The following is a 24952-nucleotide window of genomic DNA, read 5'->3' on the forward strand; positions in this document are numbered from 1 at the left end:
GGAGATCCGCGACGACATCCACGAAGCCTTCCTCACGCTCGCATGCGCACTCATCTGCTGGCGACGCCTGAAGTCATTGCGATAGGAGTTCTTAGACCCCGACCGAGCCGGTTTCGTCCCGACGCCGTCAGCCGCATCACACATCTGTGATGCGGCTGACGGCGTCGGGTTTTCCGGGCGGCGAAAGCCGGCGGCATGGGTGGCCACTGGACGGGTCGTCAGTCCGGGCGATACGCTGCACACATGAAGATCAGAAAAGAATACACAACTTCCAAGGCCAACTTATCAGTTAACGAGCAGGAGCGCAAGCCATCCCGGCGCGCGTTGCACAGCCCACGTAGACCACCTGCCAACTCCCTGATCACGTGACGAAGTTGCCCTTCGTACGTTCCCAACTTCACCTGAAGGGTCCCCTCATGACCTCGGAGACGATCACCGCGACAACCTCGGGCAGCTGGAAGCTCGGTGACCTGACCGTCAACCGGCTCGGATTCGGCGCTATGCGCCTGACGCAGATCGGCAAGGCGTTCAGCGCCGACAGTCCGTCCAGCGATCGCAGCCGGTCGATAGCCGTGCTGCGCCGCGCGATCGATCTCGGTGTGAACCACATCGACACCGCCGCGTTCTACTTCTCGCCGCTGCGCTCCGCCAACGAGCTGATCAACCGGGCGCTGGCGCCGTATCCCGAAGATCTCGTCATCACCACCAAGGTCGGGCCGGTGCGGGACGTTTCAGGCGCGTGGCGCACGCCGGCGAGGCCCGACGAACTGCGCGGCCAGGTCGAGGAGAATCTGCGCCAGCTGGGCCGCGACCACCTCGATGTGGTGAACCTGCGCGTCATGGGGCAGGAGTCCGTCTCCGAGCACTTCGGCGCGCTGGCCGAGCTGCGCGAAGCGGGGCTGGTCCGCCACCTCGGAGTCTCCGGTGTCACACCGGAACACCTCGCCGAGGCGCAGGCCATCGCACCGGTGGTCTGCGTGCAGAACCGGTACGGCATCGACGCGCACAGCGCGGACGACGACGATCTCCTGCGGGCCTGCGGCGAGATGGGCGTCGCCTTCGTGCCGTTCTTCGCGATCGCCGGCGCGGGACGCGAGCAGGGCGCGAGCGCCGGGAACGACGACGAGCTGCTCGCCGTCGCCCGCGCACACGGAGCGACGGTCGCACAGGTCCGACTGGCCTGGACGCTGCACCAGGGCCCGCACGTCCTGGCGATACCGGGCACCGGTGATCCGGACCACCTGACCGCCAACGTGGCCGCCGGAGCGCTGCGGCTCTCGCGGGACGAACTGGCGGGGCTCACCAGGAACCGTTGACCCCATTGGGCTCTCTGGAGTCGCTGGTTGCACGAACACGGTGTGGTCTGACATTGCGCACCGCGATGAGAAGCGGGCGCCGGCTGGGGCAGCCCGTGCGGAGACGCCGGGACGGCTCCTGCCCGAGTACACCGAGAAACGGAGAAGTCAATGCCGCACAACGAGGGTCAGCGCGTGGAGTACCTGGACCAGGAGAACAAGCGGTGTCAGGGCGAGATCACCAAGGTCAGCGGCAGCGGACCGGCGACCACCTACACCATCAAGAACGAGAAGACGCACCGTGACGACAAGGTCCGCGAGATGCAGATCGAGCAAGATCTGTAACAACTCCTCTCCCCGCTGATGCGCCGCTCCCCCGGCCTACGCCGGGTCCGGGCAGGCTGCTGATCCTGGGAAAATGCGAGGGCGTCCGCACTCGCTGAAGCGGCTGTGCGGGCGCCCTCAACGCTGTCGCTGCGCCAGGAACTCTCCGGCGGAACCGCCCGGGCGCGGCTTGGGCTGTCAGAAGCCGCCGCCACCGAAGTCGCCGCCGCCGCCGAAATCGCCACCTCCGCCGAATCCTCCGCCGTCGCCTCCGCCGCCGAAGTCGGACGGGTCGAAGTCGGAGCCGGAGTAGTCACCACCCGAGTAGTCGCCACCGCCGAAGTCGCCGCCTCCGTAGTCCGCCGCGTAGGCCGGGGACGAGAGCATCGAGCCGAGCAGGGTGCCCACCAGCAGGCCGGGGAGGAGACCGCCGCCGAAGTAGCCGCCCGCCCAGGGGCCGTAGGCGGGGCCGGCCTCCCAGTACGGGCGGCGCCGGCCGTCGCCCGTGTCGACGGTGCGGCTCAGCGGGTCCTCGCCGTCGCGCAGCCGGATCTCGTCCACGCCGCAGACCGGGACCTCGCGCGCCGCGCCGCCGGACGGCGTCCACAGGGCATCGGCCACCGATGGTCCGTGGCGCGGGTCGAAGAAGCACGGTGGGCGACGGTCCGGGAGAGGGCTGCCTGTGCGGCGGGCCTCCAGGACGGCCAGGGAGAAGCGGCCGTCCTCCAGCGCCTGGGTGACCCCGCGCACGTCGGAGGGGTGCTGGGCCTTGTCCATACGGGACTTCGCGCTTTCGTACGAGTCGAGCGCCCGCTCGTAGTCGGCGCGCATCGCGTCGTCGGCTCCGGCCTCCGCCGGGTGGAAGTCGAGGCGGTCGAGGGTCTCGCCGTATGCGGTGATGTCCTCGTCCACGACGACCCTCAGCTTGCCGAGCGCCGCCCGTTCCTCCTCCGCCTTGCGGCGGCGGTTGCGGCGGACGATCGCGTACGCGGTCCCACCGCCGACCACGGCGAGCGCGCCGACCGTGATCAGTGCGGTCACGCCGGATCCCGTGCCGTTCGAGCCGCCGCTCCAGGAGGCGGGGGCGTGGCCGCGCGCCTGGGCGACGGCCTGGTCGACGAAGGTGGCGAGCTGGGTGTCGGGGTCCGTGGCGGTGCCGGGGGCCTGCAGCGCCACGGAGAGGTTCTGGCGGGCCGTGACGGACATGACGGACCGGTCCGCGCCCAGCTTGAACGTGTCGCCGAGGCGGATTCCGTACACACCGGTGATCCCGGTGTCGTTGCGCAGCGTCCGCAACACCGTGGCCTCGGGGTACGCGGAGGTCCGCGGCAGCACGGCCACGAAGACCGGCTTGTCCGCGTCCTTGATCTTCTTGGTCAGGGCGTCGGCCTGGCTCGCGGACAGCTGGTCCGTCGCTGCCGGATCTACGTACACCGGGCCCTGGCGCAGGGCCCGTGCCACATCGTTGATCGTCGAGGCGCTCGGCGCAGCCGGGGCCATGGCGAGCATGGCTGCCGACAGCATCAGCAGCAGGCCGGCCAGCAGGGTCGGGAACAGCCTGTTCCGCATATACCGACGCTAACCCAGGTGGGCGACAAATGCTCCGCCCACCCGGGTCAGCCCCTCTCTGTTACCGCTGTGCGGCCCGGTACGCCGTCCTCAGCTCGGCCACCGCCCCGGTCAGATCACCGGTGAGCAGCAGATGGTCCGCGTCGGCGAACGGCTTGGACACCGCCGCGGTCGGCTTCCCGCCGGCCTTCTGCTGTACCAGCAGGCGGGCCTGGTCGACGATCGCCTTGCCTGCCTCGGACTTCCCCAGTCCGGCCTTCTCCGCGATCTGTGCGGCGACGGCGAGCGCGCCCAGGGTCAGTTCGCCGCCCGTCGGGGCCTTCTTCAGCGTGGTCAGGCCCCAGCCGTAAGGGAACTGCGGGTCGTACGTCGCGTCGCCGACGTTGATCGGCAGCTGCGACTCGGACTTCGGCCAGGTGACCGGCAGCTGCCCGGTGAACGCGCGCTTCCCGTACAGCACGTCGGCCACTCCGTCGCCCTCGGTGCCCGGCAGCCAGGACGCGACGAGTGCGTCGATGTCACCGAGCCGGTCGCCGATGAGCTGCGGGCGGCCGGAGACCACCAGGACCGCGCACTTCATCGCGGCGCAGACCTTGTCGATCGCGGCCTTGTCGGCCGCGGTCAGCTCCAGGTCGTTGCCGTTGCCGACGTCACCGATGCCTTCGGCGTACGGGGTCTCGCCGACCACGACCACACCCACGTCGTAGCCGTCCGTGGATGCCGAGGCGTCCTTGGAGTAGGTGACCGAGGCCGCGTCCGTGGCGTCCTTCTTCATGGCCTCCAGGATCGTCGTGCCCGTGGTGATCCTGCCCGAAGAGCCCTGCCAGCTGACGGTCCAGCCGCCGGCCTGGTTGCCGATGTTGTCGGCGTTGGACCCGGCGACGTACACCTTCTGGGATGCCTTGAGCGGCAGCACTCCGCCGTCGTTCTTCAGCAGGACCTGCGACTTGGCCGCCGCCTCGCGGGCCACCGCACGGTGTCCGGCCGAGCCGACCTGGTCGATGTCGGACGTGTCCGCGTACGGCTTCTCGAAGAGGCCGAGGCGGAACTTCTGGGTCAGGATGCGGGTGACCGCGTCGTCGATCCGGGCCTGGCTGATCCGGCCCGCGGTGACCTCGTCCTGGAGCGTCTTCGTGAAGTCCTGGTACGCCGTCGGGACCATGATCATGTCGAGTCCGGCGTTGATGGACGTACGGACGTCGCCGGCGTAGTCGCCGGGGATCTGGTCGATGGCCTGCCAGTCACTGATGACGAAGCCCTCGAAGCCCATCCGGTCCTTGAGCACGCCGTTGATCATCTCGGCGTCGGCGTGCATCTTCACCGGGCCCTGGTCGTCGCCGAGGATGTCGAGCGACGAGTACGACGGCATGACCGTGCCGACGCCACGCTTGACGGCCTCCTCGAACGGGGCGAGGTGCACGGCTTCGAGCTCCTGCCGGGTGACCTTCGTGACGCCCTGGTCGATGGTGTACGAACCGGTGGTGGACGAGCCGAACTCCGTACCGCCGTCGCCCACGTAGTGCTTGGCGGTGGCCAGGACCTTGTCGTTGCGGTGCAGGTCCTTGCCGGACGCGCTGCCCTGCATGCCCTGGATGACCGTCTCCATGGACTCGACGAGTGCCGGGTCCTCACCGTACGACTCGTAGGAGCGGCCCCAGCGCTCGTCGCGGGTCACGCAGAGGCAGGGCGCGAAGTCCCACGGAATGCCGGTGGCGCGGACCTCGTCGGCGGTGACCGCGCCGGTCTTCTCGGCAAGCTTCGGGTCGCGGCCGGCGCCGATGCCGATGTTGTGCGGCATGATCGTGGACCCGATGACGTTGTTGTGCCCGTGCACCGCGTCCACGCCGTAGATCAGCGGGATCTGGAAGCGGGTCGCCTGCGCCCGGAGTTGGTAGGCGTCGACCATCTTCGCCCACGCCTCGGGCGTGTTCGGCGTCGGGACGGAGCCACCGCCGGAGAGCAGCGAGCCGAGGTCGTACGTGGCGATGTCACCCTGCGACTTCAGTGCGTTGCGCTCGGCCTGCGTCATCTGGCCGGCCTTCTCGGCCGGCGACATCCGGGAGAGGAGGTCGGCGACGCGCTTCTTCACCGGGAGCTTCGGATCGAGATACGGCAGCCCATGGGCGTCGATGACGACCTGCGGGTTCTCCTTGGGCGGCTTGGCGCCGGTGACGGTGAGTTCGAGCGGGATCGTCTCCGCGGACTCGGCTGCCCCGTCCTTCCTGGTGGCCACCGAGATCCGGTGCGAGGTCCCGGACGCGGTGCCTGCCGGGAAGGTGTACGTGCCGGTGACCGGCGTGTAGTCCTTGCCGGCCTCGGCGCTGCCGCCCTTGGTCTCGTACGCGACGGTGACGGGTTCCTCGATCGGTACAGAGCCGGTGGTGGCGACGGAGACATCGATGTCCGCCGTGCCGCCCTCCTTCACCGTACGGACCGCCGCGTCCGTGACGACGCTCGCCTTCAGGGCCGCGTCGGCCTTCCCGTACAGCTCCACACCGTCCATGGCGAACGAGCCGGGGGCCCCGGTCGGCAGCGTGACGGCGTAGCCCCACATCTCGTCGAGGCCGAGGACCTGGTCGATGCCGCCGACGGGCTGGTAGTCGGTGCGGTAGGTGAAGTCGGTGAACGGGATCTCGACCTGGTGCCAGCCCTCCCAGTCGTCGGTGAACGACGTGGTCCACAGCTCGGACGCCTCGCCGTTGGCACCGCCGTCCTTGATCTCGAAGTTGATCCTCTTGCCCGAACCGGGGGGCAGCGGCGCGGTGTTCTGGCCGTACCACCAGAAGCGGATGCCCTTGTGGGCCGACCAGTCGTGGGCGGGCTGGTCGGCGGCGAAGTCGTGGCTGAGGCCGCCGTAACCGCTGATGTTGTACGTACCTTCGAGGACCTTGGCGCCCTCGGGGGCGTCGGCGCGGTCCTTCAGGGCCAGGGTGGGCGGGTCGTCGGAGTCACCGCCCCAGGTGAAGATGCCGTCGGCGGGCTGGTTGGCGAACGGGACCTCGCCTTCGAAGCGGTCGACGAGGACGGGCGCCGGGTCGTCCGCCGTCGCCGCTGCGGTGGCGGCGCTGGCGCTCGGGACGGCTCCGGCGAGCAGACCGGCGAGCACGGTGACGGCGGCCAGTGCGGCCGTCGTCGGTCTGGCTCGGTGACGGGTGCGGTGGGTGCGTGGTGGCATTGCGGCTCCTTCGGACACTGAAAGTGCTTCTGCTACTTCTTCTGCTCGACTCGCATCCAGTCGCTCTCCGCCGTCACGCCTCCCCGCGCGATGCGGTCGGCGCCGGGCTGCGGGAGGCGCCGGCAGGGCTGGGAGACCCGGCTGTCGCCGCGGTTACGCGCCACGGGTGAGGCGGATCGTGTCGCGGTACCACTTGGCGCTGTCCTTGAGCGTCCGCTCCTGGGTGTCGTAGTCGACGCGGACGATGCCGAACCGCTTGTCGTAGCCGTAGGACCACTCGAAGTTGTCCATCAGCGACCAGGCGAAGTAGCCGCGGACATCGGCTCCTTCGGCGCGGGCCGCAGCTACGGCGGCGATGTGGTCGGCGAGGTAGGTGGTGCGGTCGGCGTCATGGATCTCGCCGTCCTCGGAGACGGTGTCGTCGAACGCGGCGCCGTTCTCGGTGATGACGGTCGGGATGCGGTAGTCCTCCTGCAGTCGTACCAGCAGGTCGGTGAGGGCGGTCGGGGTGATCTCCCAGTCCATGGCGGTACGCGGCAGGTCCCGCTCGATGCCGCGGGTGACCGGCAGGCCGTCGGCGCCCACCGGGGACCCCTCCTCCGTGACGCCGGAGAAGAGCGTGCCGCGGTAGAAGTTGACGCCGAGGACGTCGAGCGGGGTGGCGATGATCTCCAGATCGCCGTCCTGGACCGGGAGTTCGACGTTCTGCAGGGCCAGGTCGGCGATGACGTCCTCGGGGTAGGCGCCCTTGACCACCGGGTCCAGGTAGAGGCGGCGGCCGAGCCCGTCGGCGCGCCGGCAGGCCTCGGCGTCCTCGTGGCTGTCGGTCTCGGGGGTTGCGGTGCCGAGGTTGAGCGTGATGCCCAGTTCCAGGTCGTTGCCGCGGGCGGCGGCGGTCTCTCGGATGTACCGGGAGGCGAGTCCGTGGCCGAGCAGCAGATGGTGGACCGCGGAGATCGCCTCGCCGAAGTTCGTACGGCCGGGGGCCTGGTTGCCGTACGCGTACCCGAGCATGGCCGAGCACCAGGGCTCGTTGAGCGTGGTCCAGTGCTTGACCCGGTCACCGAGCGCGTCGTAGGCGAGGGCGGCGTACTCGGCGAACCGGTACGCGGTGTCGCGGGCCGGCCAGCCGCCCGCGTCCTCGAGCTCCTGCGGCAGGTCCCAGTGGTAGAGGGTGATCCAGGGGGTGATGCCCTTGGACTCCAGCTCGTCGATCAGCCGCTTGTAGAAGTCGAGGCCCTTGGCGTTGGCCGGGCCGCGGCCGCCGGGCTGGATGCGCGGCCAGGCGAGCGAGAAGCGGTACGTGTCGACGCCCAGGTCGGCGATCAGCTGCACGTCCTCGGGCATCCGGTGGTAGTGGTCGCAGGCCACATCTCCGTTCTCGCCGCGGACGACCATGCCCGGCACCCTGCAGTAGGTGTCCCAGATCGACGGGGTCCTGCCGTCCTCGGCGGCCGCTCCCTCGATCTGGTAGGCCGCGGTGGCGACGCCCCAGCGGAAGTCGGCGGGCAGACCGGTGACGGGCTCGGCGGCGATCTCGCGAGCGTATCCCTGGGGGATGACGAGGTTCATGGTTCTCCTGTGGTGTGCTGTGGGGTCGCTACGAACGGGGAGCGACGGTGGCCTGGGCGGGCTGATGCAGCCAGCAGGCCACCGTGCGGGAGCCGTCACCTTCCGGCCGGTCGAGCACCGGCACGTGGGTGGCGCACGGCTCGAACGCCTTGCCGCAGCGGGGGTGGAAGGCGCAGCCGGCCGGCATCGCGGACAGATGCGGCGGCGAGCCGGGGATACCGGTGAGTTCACGACGGGGGCCGTGCAGAGCCGGGAAGGAGTGCAGCAGACCGTCGCTGTAGGGGTGGCGGGGGTCCTGGTAGATGTCGGAGGCACCGGCCTCCTCGACGATCCGGCCGCCGTACATGATCGCGATCCGGTCCGAGAACTCGATCAGCAACGAGATGTCGTGCGTGATGAAGACGACCGAGAAGCCCAGCTCCTCGCGGAGCTTGACCAGCTGGCGCAGGATCTGGCGCTGCATGACGACGTCCAGGGCCGTCGTGGGCTCGTCCATGATGACGATCTCGGGCTCCAGCGCGAGCGCCATCGCGATCATCACGCGCTGGCGCATGCCGCCGGAGAGCTGGTGCGGGTAGGCGGAGAGCCGGTCCGCGGAGATGCCGACCAGCGACAGCAGCTCCTTCGCGCGTGCGGTGCGCTCGGCCCGGTTCATCTCGGGGCGGTGCGCCGTGAGTACGTCGGTGAGCTGGCTGTGGACCGTGTGCACCGGGTTGAGCGAGTTCATCGCTCCCTGGAAGACGATCGACAGCTCCTGCCAGCGGAAGGCGCGGAGCTCGGGGGCGGTCAGGGTCAGCAGGTCGAGCGCCTCGCCGTCGCGCTGGTGGTAGTGGACCTCGCCGCCGGTGATCACTCCGGGCGGCGAGAGGAGGCGGGTGACGGCGTACGCCAGGGTGGACTTGCCGGAGCCCGACTCACCAGCCAGGCCGAGGACTTCGCCCCGGTGCAGGGTGAGGTCGATGTCGCGCAGCGCGTGCACGGCGGTGTCCCCGGTGCCGTAGTCCACGTTCAGGCCGCTGATGGTGAGGACGGGCTCGCTCATGAGCGGGTCTCCTTGTCGTGCGTGCCGCGCGCCGCGGCATCGTGCGTACCGCGCGCCACGGGGGTGAAGCCGACCCGCATCCGGACCTTCCGGGACGCGCCCGTCTCCGTACGCAGCCGCGGGTTGACGAACTCGTCGATGCCGAAGTTGATCAGCGCGAGCGACATGCCGAGCAGGGCGATGCAGAGTCCGGCCGGGACGAACCACCACCACGCGCCCTGGGCCAGTGCCTGGTTGGACTGCGCCCAGAACAGGACGGTCCCCCAGTTCCAGTTGGAGATGTCGGCGACGCCGATGAAGGCGAGGGTGATCTCGGACAGGATCGCGAAGATGACCGTGCCGACGAAGCCGGAGGCGATGACGGCCGTCAGGTTCGGCAGGACCTCGAAGAGGATGATCCGCCAGGTGGACTCGCCGGTGGCGCGGGCCGCTTCGACGTAGTCCCGGCGGCGCAGCGACAGCGTCTGGGCGCGCAGGACGCGCGCGCCCCAGGCCCAGGAGGTGAAGGCGATCACGGTGGCGATCAGCAGGTCACCGGCGTCGGAGACGAAACTCGCGATGATGATGATCAGTGGCAGTCCCGGGATGACCAGGAAGACGTTGGAGAGCACCGACAGCAGCTCGTCGGCGGTGCCGCCGAGGAAGCCGGCGCTGACCCCGATCAGTACGGAGAGGATCGTCGCGAAGATCCCGGCGACGAAGCCGACGACCAGGACGCCGCGGGTGCCGACGAGGATCTGCGAGAGCACGTCCTGACCGGTCTGTGTGGTGCCGAACCAGTGTGCTCCGGAAGGCGGTTGGAGCAGCTCGTTGCTCATGGTGTCCGGGTCGTACGGAGCGATCCACGGCCCGATGACGGCGATCACGACGAAGAAGAGCAGGATCCCGAGCCCGACGACGGTCTTGCGTCCGCGCAGGAAGCGGAATCTGCGCTTACTGGGCGCCGGGGTCTCGGTCGCGTCGAGTACGGCGACCTCTGCGGCGGTGACGGCCATGTCCTAGGCCTCCCTTCGGGTACGGGGGTCGAGGACCATGTAGATGACGTCGGCGAGGAGGTTCGCCGCGAGGACCGAGAGCGTGATGATGAGGAAGACGCCCTGCATCAGGGGGTAGTCCTTGGCACCCACGCCCTGGAAGAGCTGGTAGCCGATGCCCGGGTAGGAGAAGACCATCTCCACCAGCAGCGTGCCGCCGACGATGAAGCCCAGGGAGAGGGCGAAGCCGGAGATGTTGGGCAGGATCGCGTTGCGTGCTGCGTAGCCGAACATCACCCGCCGCTCGGAGAGCCCCTTGGCCTGGGCGACCATGACGTAGTCCTCGCTGGACACCGTCACCATCATGTTCCGCATGCCGAGGATCCAGCCGGCCACGGCGCTGAGCACGATCGTGAGGCCAGGCAGGGCGGCGTGGTAGAGCGCGCTGGAGATGAACGGCCAGTCGAACGCGGGCACCAGTGCGCTGTCGTACCCGCCCGCGGCCGGGAAGAGCGGCCACTTCACGGCGAACAGTGCGATGGCGATCAGCCCCAGCCAGAAGTACGGGATGGCGGAGATGAACGTGGTGACGGGCAGCAGGCTGTCCATCCAGGAGCCCCGCCGCCAGCCGGTGAAGACACCGATGCCGGTACCGAGCACGAAGCTGATCAGGGTGGTGACGCCGACGAGCGCGAGCGTCCACGGCAGCGACTGGCCGATCACCTCGCTGACCGGCGTCGGGAAGAAGGTGAAGGAGAGCCCGAGGTCTCCGTCGAGCAGATGCGACCAGTAGTCCGTGTACTGCTCCCAGAGCGACTGGTGCTTGTCGAGGCCGAAGAGTGCCTTGAGCGAGGCGATGGCGCTGGTGTCGAGCTGGCCCTGGAAGCGGGCGATGAGGGACTGGACGGGGTCGCCCGGCATCAGGCGCGGGATCAGGAAGTTGATGGTGATCGCGGCCCACGCGGTGACCAGGTAGAAGGCGAGCCGTTGCAGCAGATACTTCACTTCGCAGCCTCCTTCTCGTGGTCATCGGCGGCTTCCGCGGCGTCGGCGTACAGCCAGCAGGCCGCCCACTGGCCGTCCGCCAGGTCGAAGCGCGGCGGCAGTTCGGTGCGGCAGCGCTCGAGCGCCTTCGGGCAGCGCGGGTGGAAACGGCAGCCGGCCGGCGGGGCGATCAGCGAGGGCGGTTCACCGCTGCCGGTCTCCTCCTGTTCCTCCTCGGCGGCCACCCGGTCCGGGTCGGGCGCGGAGGCGATCAGCAGCTGGGTGTACGGGTGCGCCGGGTGCTGGGTGACGGTCTCGCTGTCACCGCCCTCGACGATCCGGCCCGCGTACATCACCAGCGTGGTGTCCGCGAAGTAGCGGGCGGAGGCGATGTCGTGGGTGATGTAGAGGATCGCCAGGTGGAGGCGTTCCTTGAGGTCCCGCAGCAGGTTGAGGACGCCGAGCCGGATGGAGACGTCGAGCATCGACACGGGCTCGTCGGCCAGGAGGACCTTCGGGTCGGCGCCGAGCGCACGGGCGATGGCGACGCGCTGGCGCTGGCCGCCGGAGAGCTCGTGCGGGAACTTGTCGAGGTACTGCTCGGCAGGGGTGAGCTGCACCCGCTCCAGCAGTGCGGCGAGCTCGGTTTCGGTCGCCTCCCGGCCGTGGATCCTCAACGACCGGGTGAGGTGGTAGCGCACGGTGTGCACCGGGTTGAGCGAGGCGAACGGGTCCTGGAAGATCAGCTGGACCTGTCGTACGTACGAGCGGAAGGACCGGCCACGGCCCGCCTTCACCGCCTTCCCCGCCAGCTGGATCTCACCCTCGGTGAGCGGATACAGCTGGGCGAGCAGCCGGGCGACGGTGGATTTGCCGGAGCCCGACTCCCCCACCAAGGCCGTGACCGTGCCCCGCCGGAGCTTCAGCGAGACGTCGTCGACGGCGTGGACGGTGCGACGCCGGCGCGAGACGAGATCGCGGCCGGTGCGGCGGACGGGGAAGTGTTTGGTGACTCCGCGTGCTTCGAGCACGACGTCGTCGGTCCGATCGGTGGTGGTGGTCATGGCCGGTCCGTTTCCCCGTACTTACTTGGAGGGCTTCAGGTTCAGCACGATCTCCAGCGCGCTGGGCTGGGTGTGCTGCGGCGGGGCGTACGGGTCGGCCTCGGTGGGCCAGCCCACCCAGTTCTTCGTGGAGTACTCGGCCCCGATGGGGGCGGCGGCCGTCGGGATCATCGGCGCCTGCTCGACCATGATCTTCTGGAGCTTGTTCATGGCCGTGGTGCGGGTGGCTTCCTCGGTGGCGTTGGCGTAGTCCTTGAGCGCCTGGGTCGCCTCGGGGCTCTTGAAGCGGCCGAAGTTGCCGAGCTGGGAGCTCTTGCCGATCGGCTGGAGCAGCGCGCCGTCCATGATGTTCTGGTACATGTCGTACGGGGTCGCGCCGCTGTTGGTCCAGTGCAGCGTGGCGTCGAAGTTGCCGTTGGCGACGTCCGCGCCCCAGGCCTCGGCGGTCTGTGTCTTGACCTTCGCCTCGATGCCGAGCTGCTTGATGTTGTCCTTGATGATGGAGAGCCCGGTGATGTAGTCGTTCCAGCCGGCCGGGTCGGTCAGTGTCAGCTTCACCGGCTTGCCGCTCGGGTCCTTCAGCACACCGCCGGAGAGCTTGAACCCGGCGTCGTCGAGGATCTTCTTGGCGCCGGCCACATCAGGCGCGGTCGTCGCGCTCTTGTACTCGGGCGCCAGGAACGAGTCACCGGCGGGCAGCGGGATGCCGGTGGGGTTGGTGATCTCCGGGTAGAGGGTCGCCTCGGCCTGGGTGTAGATCGCCTTGCGGTCGACGACCATCGCCATGGCCTTGCGCAGCGCCGGGCTGTCGAACGGCTTACGGGCGGTGTTGAACCACAGTCCGTGGATGCCGAGCCCGGACGGGAACCACAGCTTGTGGTTCTTGGGGTCCTTGGCGACGTACAGCTGCTTGTAGTTCGGCATGAAGACGAACGACCACTCGACCTTGCCGCCCGCGAGCGCGGTGGTCGCCGCGCTGTTGTCGTTGTACGCGGTGTACCGCAGCTCCTTGACCTTGGTCTTGCCCTTCCAGTAGGTGGGCGTGGCCGTGAGCGTGGTGGTCTGCGGAGTGAACGTCTTCAGTTTGTACGGGCCGGAGCCGACCGGGGTGCGGTTGGGCCAGGTCTCCGGGTTCTTGACGCCTTCCCAGATGTGCTTGGGCACGATGAACTGCTGGATGATCTTGTTCTGGTTGACGTACTGGGAGTCCTTGAAGGTCAGGACGACCGTCTTGCCCTCCACCGAGACCCCGTCGAACGGAATGCCGTTGCCGTTCAGCGCCGGGTGCTTCTTGAGCAGTTCGAAGGTGTACGCGACGTCGTCGGCGGTCAGCGGCTTGCCGTCGGCCCACTTGGCCTTGGGGTCGAGGGTGAAGGTGACCTTGGTGAAGTTGGACTGCCACTTCCAGTCGGTCGCCAGCCACGGCTTCGCCTTGTCCGCGGGCTTGATCTGGTTCGTCATCGCCAGCGGCTCGTAGATCATGAAGCGGTAGCCGAGCGTGGCGCCGGCTGAGGTGCTGAGGAACGGGTTGCTGTTGTTGGTCTGCGGTCCGTCCGGCTTGCCCAGGGTCAGCACGCCGGAGGCGCCGCCACCCCCTTTGTTGGCACCCGAGTTGGCGGACGAGCAACCGGTGGCGAGAGCGACCACGACGGTGGCTATTGAGAGCGCTCTCAGTGCGGGGCGGCGGCGTGCGGACATGGCGACTCCAGGAAGGACTGCGGGTCCGGAGGATCCGGGACGGAGGGCGGTCGGCGCTCGGCGCGCCGGGTACGGATGGTGCGGTTGATGCCGGTGGTGCCGTTGCGCAGGCGGTGCAGTTGGTGCCGAGGGTGCGCGGGGAGGCGCGTAGGCGACAAGGGGCGCGGCGGCCGGGAGGGAGCCCGGCGGGACCGCTACGGCGCCGAGAGGCGCACGACCAGTTCGGTGGGCAGCACGACCGGTCCGTCGGGGGTGGCCGTGCCGCCGAGATGGGAGAGCAGCAGCCGCGCCGCCGTCTCACCCATCTGCCGGGTGGGCTGGCGCACGGTGGTCAGCGGTGGTTCGGTGTGCTCGGCCATCGGGATGTCGTCGAAGCCGACCACTGCGATGTCGTCGGGCACCGACCGGCCGGCCGCGCGCAACGCCCGCAGCACGCCCGCCGCGCTGATGTCGTTGTGCGCGAAGACCGAGTCGAACTGCGCGCCTTCGGCGAGGAGTTGTTCCACGGCCTGCCGGCCGGACCGTTCGGTGAAGTCCCCGTGGACGACGAGATCGGTCGGCAGGACCGTACGGAATCCGTCCAGCCGGTCGCGTACACAGCCGAAGTGCTGGGGGCCCGTGAGGACCAGGGGCCTGGTACGTCCGGCGGCCAGCAGATGGCGGGCGGCGGACGCGCCTCCTTCGTGGTTGGTGGTCACGACGGAGGGGAACTCGGGGTGGTGGCCGCGATCGTCGATGAGCACGATCGGCAGCCCGCCGCGGTGCAGTGCGGTGAGGTGGTCGAGGGTGTTCTCGGGTTCGACGACGACGAGTCCGTCGAAGGCACGCGCCGACACCTGGCTGGTGAAGCGCTCCACCGACTCGGCACCCCGGTTGCAGGTGAAGAGCAGCAGCCCGTAGTCGGCGGCCTCGACGGTGTCGACGACGCCCTGGAGCACTTCGCCCATCCACGGCCAGGTGAGCGAGGGCACCAGCATGCCGACCGTACGGCTGCTGCCGCGGGCCAGTCCGACGGCGCCCGAGCTGGGTACGTAACCGAGTTGTGCGATCACTTCGCGAACACGGGCTGCGGTTGAACCGTCCACCTCGCCCTTGGCGTTGATGACCCGGGACACGGTCGTCTTGCTGACGCCGGCCTCACGGGCGACATCGGCGATGGTGACACGCATCGGGGGCCTCCGGGACAAGGCGGAACAGGGCGCGGTACCGGTACCGCAACCGGTTCCGGAACCGGTACCGGCGTTGCGGCGTGAGTTAACCCCGCTGGAACAGTGCCGTCAATACTTCACGTCGACATTGGTCCGTACCCATATCCCCAGCAGGCAGGACGTGTTGTGCGTTCAAGTTGTGAACACGAACCCCCTTGACGCCGGCCCACAACAGCAGTTCACTCACGCCTCGATCGACGGCACTCCCCCACATCCCTGCCGAGAAAGGCAGCAGCCCATGATCAGATCAAGCAGAGCGGCTCACGCGCTGGTCGCCGCAGTGCTCGCGACCGCCGGTCTCAGCGGGCTCTCGTCCGGTACGGCGCAGGCCGCCGGTGAGACCGTGAACATCGCGCTGACCACGACGGACGACACCGGTGGCCGGCATGTCACCCGTGGCCTGCAGGCCCAGGCCCCGATCGCCTTCGGCGCCGGGAACGGCGGCAGCGGCACGAACATCACGGTCGACGAGAACACCCGCTACCAGACGTTCACGGGCGGCGGCGCCTCGTTCACCGACACGGCCGCGTACTTGATGAAGAGCAGCGGGGCACTCAGCCAGGCGACCCGCGACGCGACGATGAAGAAGCTGTTCTCCCCCACCGAGGGCATCGGGCTCTCCTTCGTACGCAATCCGATGGGCGGCTCGGACCTCGCAAGGACCGGGTACACGTACGACGACGTACCGTCCGGCCAGACCGACCCGTCTATGGCGAAATTCTCGATCGCACATGATCTGGAGGACGTGCTCCCACTGACCCAGCAGGCCAAGCAGCTCAACCCGGCACTGACGACGGTCGCGTCGCCGTGGACCGCGCCGGCCTGGATGAAGGACAGCGGCCAGCTGAACGGCGGCTGGCTGAAGGCGGAGAACTACGGCACCTATGCCGACTACTTCGTGAAGTACCTCCAGGCGTACCGGGACCGGGGTGTTCCGGTCGATTACGTCACCGCGCAGAACGAGCCGACCTGTTGTTCCGGCTATCCGTCGATGAGCTGGAACGGCTCGGGGCTCGCCTACTTCACCAAGAACGAGCTGCTGCCGAAACTCCAGTCAGCCGGCCTCGCCACCAAGGTCCTCGCCCACGACTGGAACTGGGACACCTACGACGCCTACGCGGCGGCCACGGTGGACGACCCGGCGGTGCGCAACCACCCGAACTTCGGCGGGGTCGCCTGGCACGGCTACGGCGGTGACGTCACCAAGCAGACCACCGTGCACAACCAGTACCCGGCGATGGACGCCTTCCAGACCGAGCACTCAGGCGGCACCTGGATCGCCGACCAGCAGCGCGAGGACATGCTCAACATCGTCGACTACACCCGGAACTGGGCGAAGTCGGTGACCAAGTGGTCCCTGGCCGTGGACCAGAACCGGGGTCCGCACAACGGCGGCTGCGGCACCTGCGACGGGCTGATCACCGTGCACAACGGCGACAGCAGGAGCGGGCAGGTCGACTACAACATCGAGTACTACACGATGGGTCATCTGACGAAGTTCGTCCGGCCCGGCGCCCAGCGGATCGCCTCGACGGCCAGCTCCGCCGTGCCCAATGTGGCCTGGCGCAACCCGGACGGCTCGAAGGCGCTGATCGCGTACAACGGCGGTACCCCCGCACAGCAGATCACCGTCAACTGGGGCGGCCAGAAGTTCAGCTACTCGCTGCCGGGCCGCACCTCGGCGACCTTCACCTGGTCCGGCAGTCCGTCCGGCTCCACCGGTATCTCGGGCGTCTTCTCGGGCCCTGCGGGCAAGTGCCTGGACGTCGCGGGCGGCAGCAGCACCGACGGGACGGCCGTCCAGCTCTATGACTGCAACGGCTCGGCGGCTCAGCGCTGGACGGTTGCGGCGGACGGTTCCATCCAGGCGTTGGGATCCTGCCTGGATGTGACGTCCGCGTCGACGGCCAACGGAGCAAAGGTGCAGCTGTACACCTGCAACGGTTCCTCCGCGCAGCGCTGGACGTACGACGCCGCGACGGGTGACGTCGTCAACACGGCCGCGGACAAGTGTCTGGACATCACCGACCAGTCGACGGCGAACGGGGCCCGCGCCCAGATCTGGACCTGCACCGGAGCCGCCAACCAGAAGTGGCATCTCCAGTAACAGGGCCGGGTCCGTCCGGGGGGAGGGGCGGGCCCGCGGAGTGCTCCGTGGGTCCGCCCCTGGCCGGGGCGGCTACTCGGCTACTCCGTGGGCTCGACCCCGGCCCGCAGCAGGCCGTAGGTGTACGCGTCCTCCAGCGCCTGCCAGGACGCCGCGATGACGTTCTCCGCGACCCCGACGGTCGCCCAGTCACCGGTGCCGTCGCCCGTGGTGATCAGCACCCGGGTGGTGGACTCGGTGCCGGTGCGGCCCTCCAGGATGCGGACCTTGTAGTCGACCAGCTCCAGCTTGGCGAGCTGCGGGTAGATCCGCTCCAGGGCGACGCGCAGTGCCCGGTCGAGTGCGTTGACCGGGCCGTTTCCCTCGGCCGTGGCGACGAGACGCTCGCCCTTGGCCCAGAGCTTCACGGTCGCCTCGTTGGCGTGGGTGCCGTCGGGGCGGTCCTCGACGATCGCGCGCCAGGACTCCGTACGGAAGTAGCGGCGTACCCGGCCCTCGGCCTCGGCGCGGAGCAGCAGTTCGAAGGAGGCGTCGGCGGCCTCGTACGTGTAGCCCTTGAGCTCACGCTCCTTGACCCGCTCGACGACGCGCCCGATGAGCTCGCGGTCGCCTCCGAGGTCGATGCCGAGCTCCTTGCCCTTGAGCTCGATGGAGGCGCGGCCCGCCATGTCGGAGACGAGCATCCGCATGGTGTTGCCGACCAGCGCCGGGTCGATGTGCTGGTAGAGGTCGGGGTCGACCTTGATGGCTGAGGCATGCAGCCCGGCCTTGTGGGCGAAGGCGGAGACACCGACATAGGGCTGGTGCGTGGAGGGCGTGAGGTTGACGACCTCGGCGATGGCGTGCGAGATGCGGGTCATGTCGGCGAGTGCGCCGTCGGGGAGGACGGTCTTGCCGTACTTCAGTTCCAGGGCGGCGACGACGGGGAAGAGGTTGGCGTTGCCGACCCGCTCGCCGTAGCCGTTCGCGGTGCACTGGACGTGCGTCGCGCCCGCGTCGACGGCGGCCAGGGTGTTGGCGACCGCGCAGCCGGTGTCGTCCTGGGCGTGGATGCCGAGCCGTGCGCCGGTGTCGGCGAGGACGGTGGAGACGACGGCCTGGATCTGGGCGGGAAGCATCCCGCCGTTGGTGTCGCAGAGGATGACGACATCGGCGCCGGCGTCGGAGGCGGCCCGGACGACGTTCTTGGCGTACTCGGGATTGGCGCGGTAACCGTCGAAGAAGTGCTCGCAGTCGACGAAGACGCGGCGGCCCTGTTCGCGCAGGTAGGAGACGGTGTCGCGGACCATCTCCAGGTTCTCGTCGAGCGTGGTGCGCAGCGCGAGTTCCACATGCCGGTCGTGCGACTTGGCGACCAGCGTGATCACCGGGGCGCCCGACTCCAGCAAGGCCTTGACCTGCGGGTCCTCGGAGGCCTTGCCGCCCGCTCTGCGGGTCGCGCCGAAGGCGACCAGCTCGGCGTTCTTGAACTCGATCTCCTGCTGCGCGCGGGCGAAGAACTCCGTGTCGCGGGGGTTGGCTCCGGGCCAGCCGCCCTCGATGAAGCCCACGCCGAAGTTGTCCAGGTGCCGGGCAATGGTCAGCTTGTCCGCGACCGTCAGGTTGATGCCTTCACGCTGTGCACCGTCGCGCAGTGTGGTGTCGAAGACATGGAAGCTGTCATCGGTGGCCTTGGCCTTGGTGGTCATGCTGATCTGACTCCTGTCGGATGAGTGGATCCGGACGATCGGGCTCCACTTGCCCCCATCATCGCGCGCGCATCGGCCCGGCCGAGGTGAGGGCCGGAAAACGAAAAAACCCCTCGCGGGTGCGAGAGGTCTGCGCGCGGGTCTGGGGCACGGTGGCCGCTCCGCATCTGGTGGTACGGGACGGTCACTGCGGACCGGCGCGCCTGCTGCCAATAATCATGACGAACAAGGACACGGAGGCAGTCTCGCACAGCACCGCCTCCGTGCCGTCGCCCGTCTCAGGATGCGGGCGTGACGCTCGTCGCCCCGGACGGCTCCGTCCCCTGCCCGGTCCTCCGGTCGGCCGCGCCGACCCGGCCCAGGTCGATGTCGCGGGTCTCGCGCATCGTCAGATAGACGACGAGGGAGACCGCGGCGCAGCCGGCCACGTACCAGTAGAAGCCCGACTCGATGCCCGCGTCCTTGAACCAGAGCGCCACGTATTCGGCGGTGCCGCCGAAGAGGGCGTTGGCGAGGGCGTACGGGAGGGCGACACCGAGTGCGCGGATGCCGGTCGGGAAGAGCTCGGCCTTCACACAGGCGTTGATCGAGGTGTAGCCGGTGACGACGACCAGGGCGAGCAACGCCAGGCCGAACGCGGGCCAGAAGGTCCCCGCGTTCTTGAGCATCGTCATGATCGGCACAGTCAGGAAGGTGGAGCCGACGGCGAAGGTGATCAGCAGCGGGCGGCGGCCGACCCGGTCGGAGAGCATGCCCGCCAGCGGCTGGATGCACATGAAGACGAACAGGGCGCAGAAGCTGACGAGCGAGGCGGTGGACTTCTCCATGCCGGCGCTCTTGGAGAGGAACTTGGTGAGGTATGTCGTGTACGTGTAGTACGCGACGGTCCCGCCCATGGTCAGCGCCATCACCAGGAACGCCTCGCGCTTGTGCTTCCACAGCACCTTCAGCGTGCCCCGGTCCTGCTCGGCGGCCGCGCCGGACTCGGCGTACACCTCGGTCTCCAGCATGGAGCGGCGCAGATAGAAGACGATGGCCGCGCCGAGCGCACCGACGACGAACGGGATGCGCCAGCCCCAGCTGTGCAGCGCCGCGTCGGACATGTTGCGCTGCAGGACGATCTGCAGGCCGAGGCCGACGAGCTGTCCGGCGGTCATGGACACGTACTGGAAGCTGGAGGCGAAGCCGCGCCGGTGGGGTGCGGACGCCTCGGTGAGGTAGGTGGCGCTGGCTGCGTACTCGCCGCCGACCGAGAGGCCCTGGAGGAGCCGGGCCACCAGCAGGACGGCGACACCCCCGTACCCCGCCACGGCGTAGGTCGGCGCGACGGCGATGAGGATCGCGGAGGCCGACATGAGGGTGACGGTGAGGGTCAGCGCGGCCTTGCGTCCCCTGCGGTCACCGATCCGGCCGAGCAGCCAGCCGCCGACCGGCCGCATGAAGAAGCCGACGGCGAAGATGCCCATGGTGTTCATGAGATTCGCGGTCTCATTGCCTGCGGGGAAGAACGAGTCCGCGAAGTAGACCGCGAAGGTCGCGTACACGAACCAGTCGAACCACTCGACCATGTTGCCGGCGGAGCCGACCCAGATTTTCTTCCACTGCTCTCGTCCCATGGTCTGTCACCGTGCCCCAACGGCCGGGAACGTAACAAGAGTGCATAGGGCAACGATCATGCGTACTTGCGTGCGTTGCGTTCACGGCCGGGCGAACAACCGCGGCGACGGCGGACCGGTCCACCCGATCGGCGGCTGGGCGGCGCGGTTGCCGGTGGTAGGGATCCACAGTGACCTCGCAGCCGCCCACCGGCCCGCCGTCCGGCCCGCTGCCCCCACCGCCCCCGCCCGGTCCCGTGCTGCCGCAGCGGTGACGGGCGGCGGCGTCAGGCGAGCGACTCGTCCAGGAACTCCCGTACGTGGTCGAGGATTCCGCCCCGCTCGGTGCCGGGCAGGCCGATCGCCACATGGATGCTGAACCCGTCGAGCAGGGCGCGCAGCCTGGTCGCGTACCGCTCGGCGTCGACGGCCCGGAACTCCCCGCGCGAGGCGCCCTCCGCCAGCAGCGCCACCAGGTCCCGGTGCCAGGCCCGCTCGATCGCGGCCTGCCGGGCACGCGCGTCGGCGTCCGCGTTCTGCGAGCGGTTCCAGACCTCCAGCCAGAGCGTCCAGTGCGGGTCGCGGTGGCCGTCGGGGATGTACAGATCCACGTACGCGTCGAGCCGCTCGCGGACCCGGATCTGCCGGGCCAGCAGTTCCATCCGCTGTGCTCCGAGCCTGCCCTCGCTCCACTCCAGGGCCTGCAGCAGCAGCTCGTCCTTGGTGCGGAAGTAGTAGAGGAGATGACCGCTGCTCATGGAGACGTCACGGCCGAGTCCGGCCATGGTGAGCCCGTCCAGACCGCGTTCGGCGATGGTGGCCATGGCGGCGGCCAGCACCTCCTCACGGGGCGGGGCTGTGTTGCGGCGGCGCGGGCCGGGGGTCATCGAAGGGCTCCCCCGGTCCAGCCCGCCGCCACCGGGTGGATGCGCCGGAGCGCGGCCTGTGCGGCGTGCCGGACGTCGCTCTCCATGGAATCCATCAGACCCTCGGCTGCTGCTGTGTGATGCAGTGGATGCCTCCACCACCGGCGAAGATCGTACGTGCGTCGACCAGGGTCACGGTCCGCTCGGGGTAGAGGCGGCGGAAGATGCCCGCGGCGATCTCGTCGCGGGGGTCGTCGAAGCCGCACAGCACCACGCCGCCGTTGCAGACGTAGTGGTTGATGTACGAGTAGTCGACCCAGTGACCGTCCTCGTCCCGCACCACGGTCGGGGCAGGGACCTCGACGACCTCCAGGGGACGGCCCCGGGCGTCGGTCCGGGACCTGAGCATCTCCACGTTCTCCTTGCAGAGTTCGTGGTCGGGGTGGGACGGGTCCGGCTGGGTGTGGACGACGACGACCCCGGGGCCGGCGAACGCGGCGACGATGTCGACATGGCCGAGGGTGCCGAAGCCGTGCGGCGGGTAGTCGCCGGTCAGACCGCACTTGAGCCAGATCGCCTTCGTGGTGCCCAGCTTGGCGTGGATCTCGGCCTCGACCATTTCCTTGGTCCAGCCGGGGTTGCGTTCCTTGCCGAGCTGGACGGTCTCGGTGAGCAGGACGGTGCCCTCGCCGTCGACGTGGATGCCGCCGCCCTCGTTGACCAGTGGCGAGCTGTGCACGGGGACCCCGGCGAGATCCGCGACATGGCGGGCGATCTTCGCATCGTGTTCCCAGGTCGCCCAGTCCTGTGCGCCCCAGCCGTTGAATACCCAGTCCACGGCGGCGAGTCGGCTGCCGTCGGCGACGAAGGTCGGACCGATGTCACGCATCCAGGCGTCGTCCAGTTCGCGCTCGACCAGGTCGATGTCCGGGCCGAGCGCGGCGCGGGCGCCCTCCGCCTGGCCGGGACCGACGACCATGGTGACCGGTTCGAAGCGGCGTACGGCGCGGGCCACCGCAGCCCATGCCCTGCGGGACTCGGCGAGGTCGTCACCGGTGAACGTGACGTTGGGCCCCGGCCAGGCCATCCAGGTGCGCTCGTGCGGGGCCCACTCGGGCGGCATGCGGAAGGTCATGTCGTCGGACTCCTCGTTCTTACAGGAAATAGAGGCGGTTGAGGGAGATCGATTCGGCCGGTCCGGAGCGCACCGGGTCACCGTCCAGCGTGACCAGGCCGCTGTGCCCGTCCACCGCCACGTCCCCGATACGGGAGTTGAGCCGGAGATCGGCCGGGCCGATCCCGCGGGTGCCGCGTACGGCGACCCTGCGACGTCGCGTCGGCATCAGGTCGGATCCCAGTTCGGTCGCGGCCTTTGCCACGAAGGCCACCGAGAGGTCCGCGGGGGTCGCTCCGTACGCTCCGAACTGCGGTCCCAGGACGAGGGGTTCACAGGTGTCGGTCGCGGCGTTGGGGTCGCCCGTCACTCCGTAGGCCGGGAAACCCGACTTCAGCACGAGCTGCGGCTTCGCCCCGAAGTACTGCGGCTTCCAGAGCACGATGTCGGCGAGCTTGCCCACCTCGATCGATCCGATCTCGTGCGCGAGACCGTGTGCGATGGCGGGGTTGATCGTCAGCTTTGCCATGTAGCGCAGCACCCGGGCGTTGTCGTCGTGCGCGCCGTCGCCCTCCATCGGGCCCAGTTCGGCCTTCATCTTCCCCGCCATGGCGAAGGTGCGGCGCACGGTCTCGCCCGCGCGCCCCATCCCCTGGGCGTCCGACGAGGTGATGCCAATCGCGCCGAGGTCGTGCAGCACGTCCTCGGCACCCATCGTCCCGGCCCTGATCCGGTCCCGGGCCATCGCGGCGTCCCCGGGCAGGTCGGTCTTGAGGTCGTGTACGGAGACGATCATCCCGTAGTGCTCCGCGACCGCGTCCCGGCCGAACGGAAGGGTCGGGTTGGTGGAGGAGCCGATCACGTTCGGGACGCCCGCCATCTTGAGGACGTTCGGTACGTGGCCGCCACCGCAGCCCTCGATGTGGAAGGCGTGGATCGTCCGGCCGTCGAGGACACGCAGGGTGTCCTCGACGGAGAGGCATTCGTTCAGCCCGTCGCTGTGGAGGGCGACCTGTACGTCGTGCTCCTCGGCGACCCGCAGGGCCGTGTCGAGCGCCCGGGTGTGTGCTCCCATGTCCTCGTGCACCTTGAAGCCGGACGCGCCGCCTTCGGCGAGCGCCTCCACCAGCGGCGCGTCGTCGGAGGACGAACCTCGGGCCAGGAAGCCGATGTTGACCGGCCAGGCGTCGAAGGCGTTGAAGGCGTGGCGGAGCGCCCACGGCGAGTTGACGCCGACGCCCCAGACGGGGCCGAACTCCTGGCCGATGACGGTGGTGACGCCGGAGGCGAGCGAGGCCTCCATGATGCGTGGCGAGAGCAGATGGACATGGGTGTCGACGGCGCCGGCCGTCGCGATCATGCCCTCGCCGGACACGATCGTGGTACCCGTGCCGACGACGACGTCCACACCGTCGAGCGTGTCCGGGTTCCCGGCCCGTCCGATCGAGGAGATCCGGCCTTCGCGGATGCCGATGGAGACCTTCCGGATGCCCAGCGCCGCGTCGATGACCAGCACGTTGCTGATGACGACGTCACAGGTGTCGCGTACGGCGGCGGCCTTGAGATGCAGGCCGTCGCGCGCGGTCTTGCCGAAGCCGGCCAGGAACTCGTCGCCGGGAGCCTGCGCGTCCGACTCGACGCGCACCACCAGGCCTGAGTCGCCGAGGACGACCCGGTCGCCGGCGCGCGGCCCGTGCACCGATGCGTATGCGTAGGGGTCCATCAGGCGTCCTCCGCTCCGAGATAACCGCAGGCCGCCGCACGCCGCAGGGCCTCTTCCTTCGCTCCGGGCGCGTCCAGCGGACCGTCGACCAGGCCCGCGAAGCCGATCGCGATCCGGGCACCGCCGATCGGCAGCAGGCCGACCTCGGTCTCGCCGCCCGGATCGAAGCGGACCGACGCTCCGGCGGGGACGCACAGCCGCATTCCGTACGCCGCGGCCCGGTCGAAGTCGAGCCGCGGGTTGGCCTCGAAGAAGTGGAAGTGCGAGGTGACGCTGACCGGGACGGTCGCGGTGTTGCGCACGGTCAGGCGCAGTTCGGGCCGGGGCTCGGCGTGCGGCGGTGCGGGCAGCACGGCGCCGGGCACGGCGTCCGCCGGCAGGTCTCCGGTGCCGCCGCCTATGGGGTCGGAGACGACGGCGAGCCGGGATCCGTCGTCGAAGACGGCCTCCACATGCACCTCCGTGACCACGTCCGCCACGCCGGGCAGAACGTCGTCGGGTCCCAGCACGCTGCGCGCGGCCTCGATCGCCTCGGCGAGCCGCCGCCCGTCCCGGGCCGCCTCGCAGACGGTGTCCGCGATGAGCGCCGTCGCCTCGGGGATATTGAGCCTCAGTCCACGCGCGCGGCGCGCCCGTGCCAGTTCGGCGGCGCCGAAGAGCAGCAGCCGGTCACGCTCGGTCGGGGTCAGTCGCACGTCACCACACCTCCTGTTTGAGCATCACTCTAATCATGAATTCCCCACATGAAAACCACTGATGGAGCGCCGTACGCAGCCTCACATAGAGCAGCACTCAAATCGTCTGACAAAGGTCTCCTGATGCCGATGGAACAGCGCGGAGCCGACACCGTCCCGGAACCGGCACAGCGCTCCACGCGACCGCGTCCGGCGACCGTCCGCCCGGGTCACCGGCACGCGGGGCGGCCGCGCCAGGAAACGACTTCGCCCGCCCTGG

18 protein-coding genes are annotated in these 24952 nt (G+C 69.3%); 3 read left to right on the top strand and 15 right to left on the bottom strand.

Annotated elements, in window-relative coordinates:
* Window positions 1-416 precede the first annotated feature (416 nt).
* Both ACFYP5_RS37850 and ACFYP5_RS37855 read left to right on the top strand, forming a co-directional pair.
* The gene (locus ACFYP5_RS37850) at window positions 417-1316 is read left to right on the top strand and encodes an aldo/keto reductase (RefSeq protein ID WP_389044449.1); all 900 of its coding nucleotides are present in this window, start codon (window positions 417-419) and stop codon (window positions 1314-1316) included.
* A gap of 150 nt (window positions 1317-1466) precedes the next feature.
* Window positions 1467-1640: a hypothetical protein gene (locus ACFYP5_RS37855; RefSeq protein WP_158716017.1), complete on the top strand. Its 174-nt coding sequence runs from the start codon at window positions 1467-1469 to the stop codon at window positions 1638-1640.
* Between the two features lie 177 nt (window positions 1641-1817).
* On the opposite strand, the gene ACFYP5_RS37860 is transcribed toward ACFYP5_RS37855, so the two are convergent.
* The 9 genes from ACFYP5_RS37860 to ACFYP5_RS37900 all read right to left on the bottom strand — a co-directional run bounded on the left by ACFYP5_RS37860 (window position 1818) and on the right by ACFYP5_RS37900 (window position 14866).
* A complete protein-coding gene (locus ACFYP5_RS37860; protein WP_389044450.1) occupies window positions 1818-3188 on the bottom strand; it encodes a hypothetical protein in 1371 nt (456 codons plus the stop codon).
* Between the two features lie 61 nt (window positions 3189-3249).
* Complete coding sequence (locus ACFYP5_RS37865) at window positions 3250-6363, bottom strand: glycoside hydrolase family 3 N-terminal domain-containing protein (RefSeq protein WP_389044451.1); 3114 nt, start codon at window positions 6361-6363, stop codon at window positions 3250-3252.
* Window positions 6364-6516: 153 nt separating this feature from the next.
* Complete coding sequence (locus ACFYP5_RS37870) at window positions 6517-7935, bottom strand: GH1 family beta-glucosidase (protein WP_389044454.1); 1419 nt, start codon at window positions 7933-7935, stop codon at window positions 6517-6519.
* Between the two features lie 28 nt (window positions 7936-7963).
* Window positions 7964-8977, bottom strand: a complete 1014-nt coding sequence (locus tag ACFYP5_RS37875; RefSeq protein ID WP_389044456.1) for an ABC transporter ATP-binding protein — start codon at window positions 8975-8977, stop codon at window positions 7964-7966.
* The gene (locus ACFYP5_RS37880) at window positions 8974-9972 is read right to left on the bottom strand and encodes an ABC transporter permease (protein WP_326815055.1); all 999 of its coding nucleotides are present in this window, start codon (window positions 9970-9972) and stop codon (window positions 8974-8976) included. The genes ACFYP5_RS37875 and ACFYP5_RS37880 overlap by 4 nt, the downstream gene beginning before the upstream one ends.
* A 3-nt stretch (window positions 9973-9975) precedes the next feature.
* Window positions 9976-10956 (bottom strand): ABC transporter permease, encoded by a 981-nt coding sequence (locus ACFYP5_RS37885; protein ID WP_356321127.1) that lies wholly within the window; start codon window positions 10954-10956, stop codon window positions 9976-9978.
* A complete protein-coding gene (locus ACFYP5_RS37890; RefSeq protein WP_389044459.1) occupies window positions 10953-11999 on the bottom strand; it encodes an ABC transporter ATP-binding protein in 1047 nt (348 codons plus the stop codon). Before ACFYP5_RS37890 ends, ACFYP5_RS37885 begins: the two co-directional genes overlap by 4 nt.
* A 21-nt stretch (window positions 12000-12020) precedes the next feature.
* Window positions 12021-13697, bottom strand: a complete 1677-nt coding sequence (locus tag ACFYP5_RS37895) for an ABC transporter substrate-binding protein (protein WP_389044462.1) — start codon at window positions 13695-13697, stop codon at window positions 12021-12023.
* Between the two features lie 194 nt (window positions 13698-13891).
* A complete protein-coding gene (locus tag ACFYP5_RS37900; protein ID WP_389044463.1) occupies window positions 13892-14866 on the bottom strand; it encodes a LacI family DNA-binding transcriptional regulator in 975 nt (324 codons plus the stop codon).
* A 277-nt stretch (window positions 14867-15143) separates the two neighbouring features.
* On the opposite strand from ACFYP5_RS37900, the gene ACFYP5_RS37905 reads away from it, so the two are divergent.
* A complete protein-coding gene (locus ACFYP5_RS37905) occupies window positions 15144-17012 on the top strand; it encodes a ricin-type beta-trefoil lectin domain protein (protein ID WP_389044465.1) in 1869 nt (622 codons plus the stop codon).
* An 80-nt stretch (window positions 17013-17092) separates the two neighbouring features.
* On the opposite strand, the gene cimA is transcribed toward ACFYP5_RS37905, so the two are convergent.
* The 6 genes from cimA to ureA form a co-directional block, all read right to left on the bottom strand.
* Window positions 17093-18700 (bottom strand): citramalate synthase, encoded by a 1608-nt coding sequence (gene cimA, locus ACFYP5_RS37910; protein WP_389044467.1) that lies wholly within the window; start codon window positions 18698-18700, stop codon window positions 17093-17095.
* Window positions 18701-18978: 278 nt separating this feature from the next.
* A complete protein-coding gene (locus ACFYP5_RS37915) occupies window positions 18979-20316 on the bottom strand; it encodes an MFS transporter (protein WP_389044469.1) in 1338 nt (445 codons plus the stop codon).
* Between the two features lie 266 nt (window positions 20317-20582).
* Entirely contained in the window at window positions 20583-21182 is a 600-nt protein-coding gene (locus ACFYP5_RS37920; protein WP_389044471.1) for a TetR/AcrR family transcriptional regulator, read from the bottom strand.
* 94 nt (window positions 21183-21276) lie between these two features.
* Window positions 21277-22296 carry an agmatine/peptidylarginine deiminase gene (locus ACFYP5_RS37925; RefSeq protein ID WP_389044473.1) on the bottom strand — a complete coding sequence of 340 codons (1020 nt, stop codon included), beginning with the start codon at window positions 22294-22296 and terminating at the stop codon, window positions 21277-21279.
* 19 nt (window positions 22297-22315) lie between these two features.
* Window positions 22316-23998: an urease subunit alpha gene (locus ACFYP5_RS37930; RefSeq protein ID WP_389044476.1), complete on the bottom strand. Its 1683-nt coding sequence runs from the start codon at window positions 23996-23998 to the stop codon at window positions 22316-22318.
* Complete coding sequence (ureA, locus tag ACFYP5_RS37935; protein WP_389044478.1) at window positions 23998-24693, bottom strand: urease subunit gamma; 696 nt, start codon at window positions 24691-24693, stop codon at window positions 23998-24000. The genes ACFYP5_RS37930 and ureA overlap by 1 nt, the downstream gene beginning before the upstream one ends.
* Window positions 24694-24952 lie beyond the last annotated feature (259 nt).

The organism is Streptomyces sp. NPDC005262 (assembly GCF_042872425.1).
Classification (GTDB): Bacteria; Actinomycetota; Actinomycetes; order Streptomycetales; family Streptomycetaceae; genus Streptomyces.

Coding starts and splice junctions, on each gene's coding strand:
- ACFYP5_RS37875 (WP_389044456.1), bottom strand. CDS start 8,977: ATGAGCGAGCCCGTCCTCACCATCAGCGGCCTGAACGTGGACTACGGC.
- ACFYP5_RS37915 (WP_389044469.1), bottom strand. CDS start 20,316: ATGGGACGAGAGCAGTGGAAGAAAATCTGGGTCGGCTCCGCCGGCAAC.
- ACFYP5_RS37890 (WP_389044459.1), bottom strand. CDS start 11,999: ATGACCACCACCACCGATCGGACCGACGACGTCGTGCTCGAAGCACGC.
- ACFYP5_RS37870 (WP_389044454.1), bottom strand. CDS start 7,935: ATGAACCTCGTCATCCCCCAGGGATACGCTCGCGAGATCGCCGCCGAG.
- ACFYP5_RS37920 (WP_389044471.1), bottom strand. CDS start 21,182: ATGACCCCCGGCCCGCGCCGCCGCAACACAGCCCCGCCCCGTGAGGAG.
- ACFYP5_RS37880 (WP_326815055.1), bottom strand. CDS start 9,972: ATGGCCGTCACCGCCGCAGAGGTCGCCGTACTCGACGCGACCGAGACC.
- ACFYP5_RS37925 (WP_389044473.1), bottom strand. CDS start 22,296: ATGACCTTCCGCATGCCGCCCGAGTGGGCCCCGCACGAGCGCACCTGG.
- cimA (WP_389044467.1), bottom strand. CDS start 18,700: ATGACCACCAAGGCCAAGGCCACCGATGACAGCTTCCATGTCTTCGAC.
- ACFYP5_RS37860 (WP_389044450.1), bottom strand. CDS start 3,188: ATGCGGAACAGGCTGTTCCCGACCCTGCTGGCCGGCCTGCTGCTGATG.
- ACFYP5_RS37850 (WP_389044449.1), top strand. CDS start 417: ATGACCTCGGAGACGATCACCGCGACAACCTCGGGCAGCTGGAAGCTC.
- ACFYP5_RS37900 (WP_389044463.1), bottom strand. CDS start 14,866: ATGCGTGTCACCATCGCCGATGTCGCCCGTGAGGCCGGCGTCAGCAAG.
- ACFYP5_RS37895 (WP_389044462.1), bottom strand. CDS start 13,697: ATGTCCGCACGCCGCCGCCCCGCACTGAGAGCGCTCTCAATAGCCACC.
- ACFYP5_RS37865 (WP_389044451.1), bottom strand. CDS start 6,363: ATGCCACCACGCACCCACCGCACCCGTCACCGAGCCAGACCGACGACG.
- ACFYP5_RS37855 (WP_158716017.1), top strand. CDS start 1,467: ATGCCGCACAACGAGGGTCAGCGCGTGGAGTACCTGGACCAGGAGAAC.
- ACFYP5_RS37905 (WP_389044465.1), top strand. CDS start 15,144: ATGATCAGATCAAGCAGAGCGGCTCACGCGCTGGTCGCCGCAGTGCTC.
- ACFYP5_RS37930 (WP_389044476.1), bottom strand. CDS start 23,998: ATGGACCCCTACGCATACGCATCGGTGCACGGGCCGCGCGCCGGCGAC.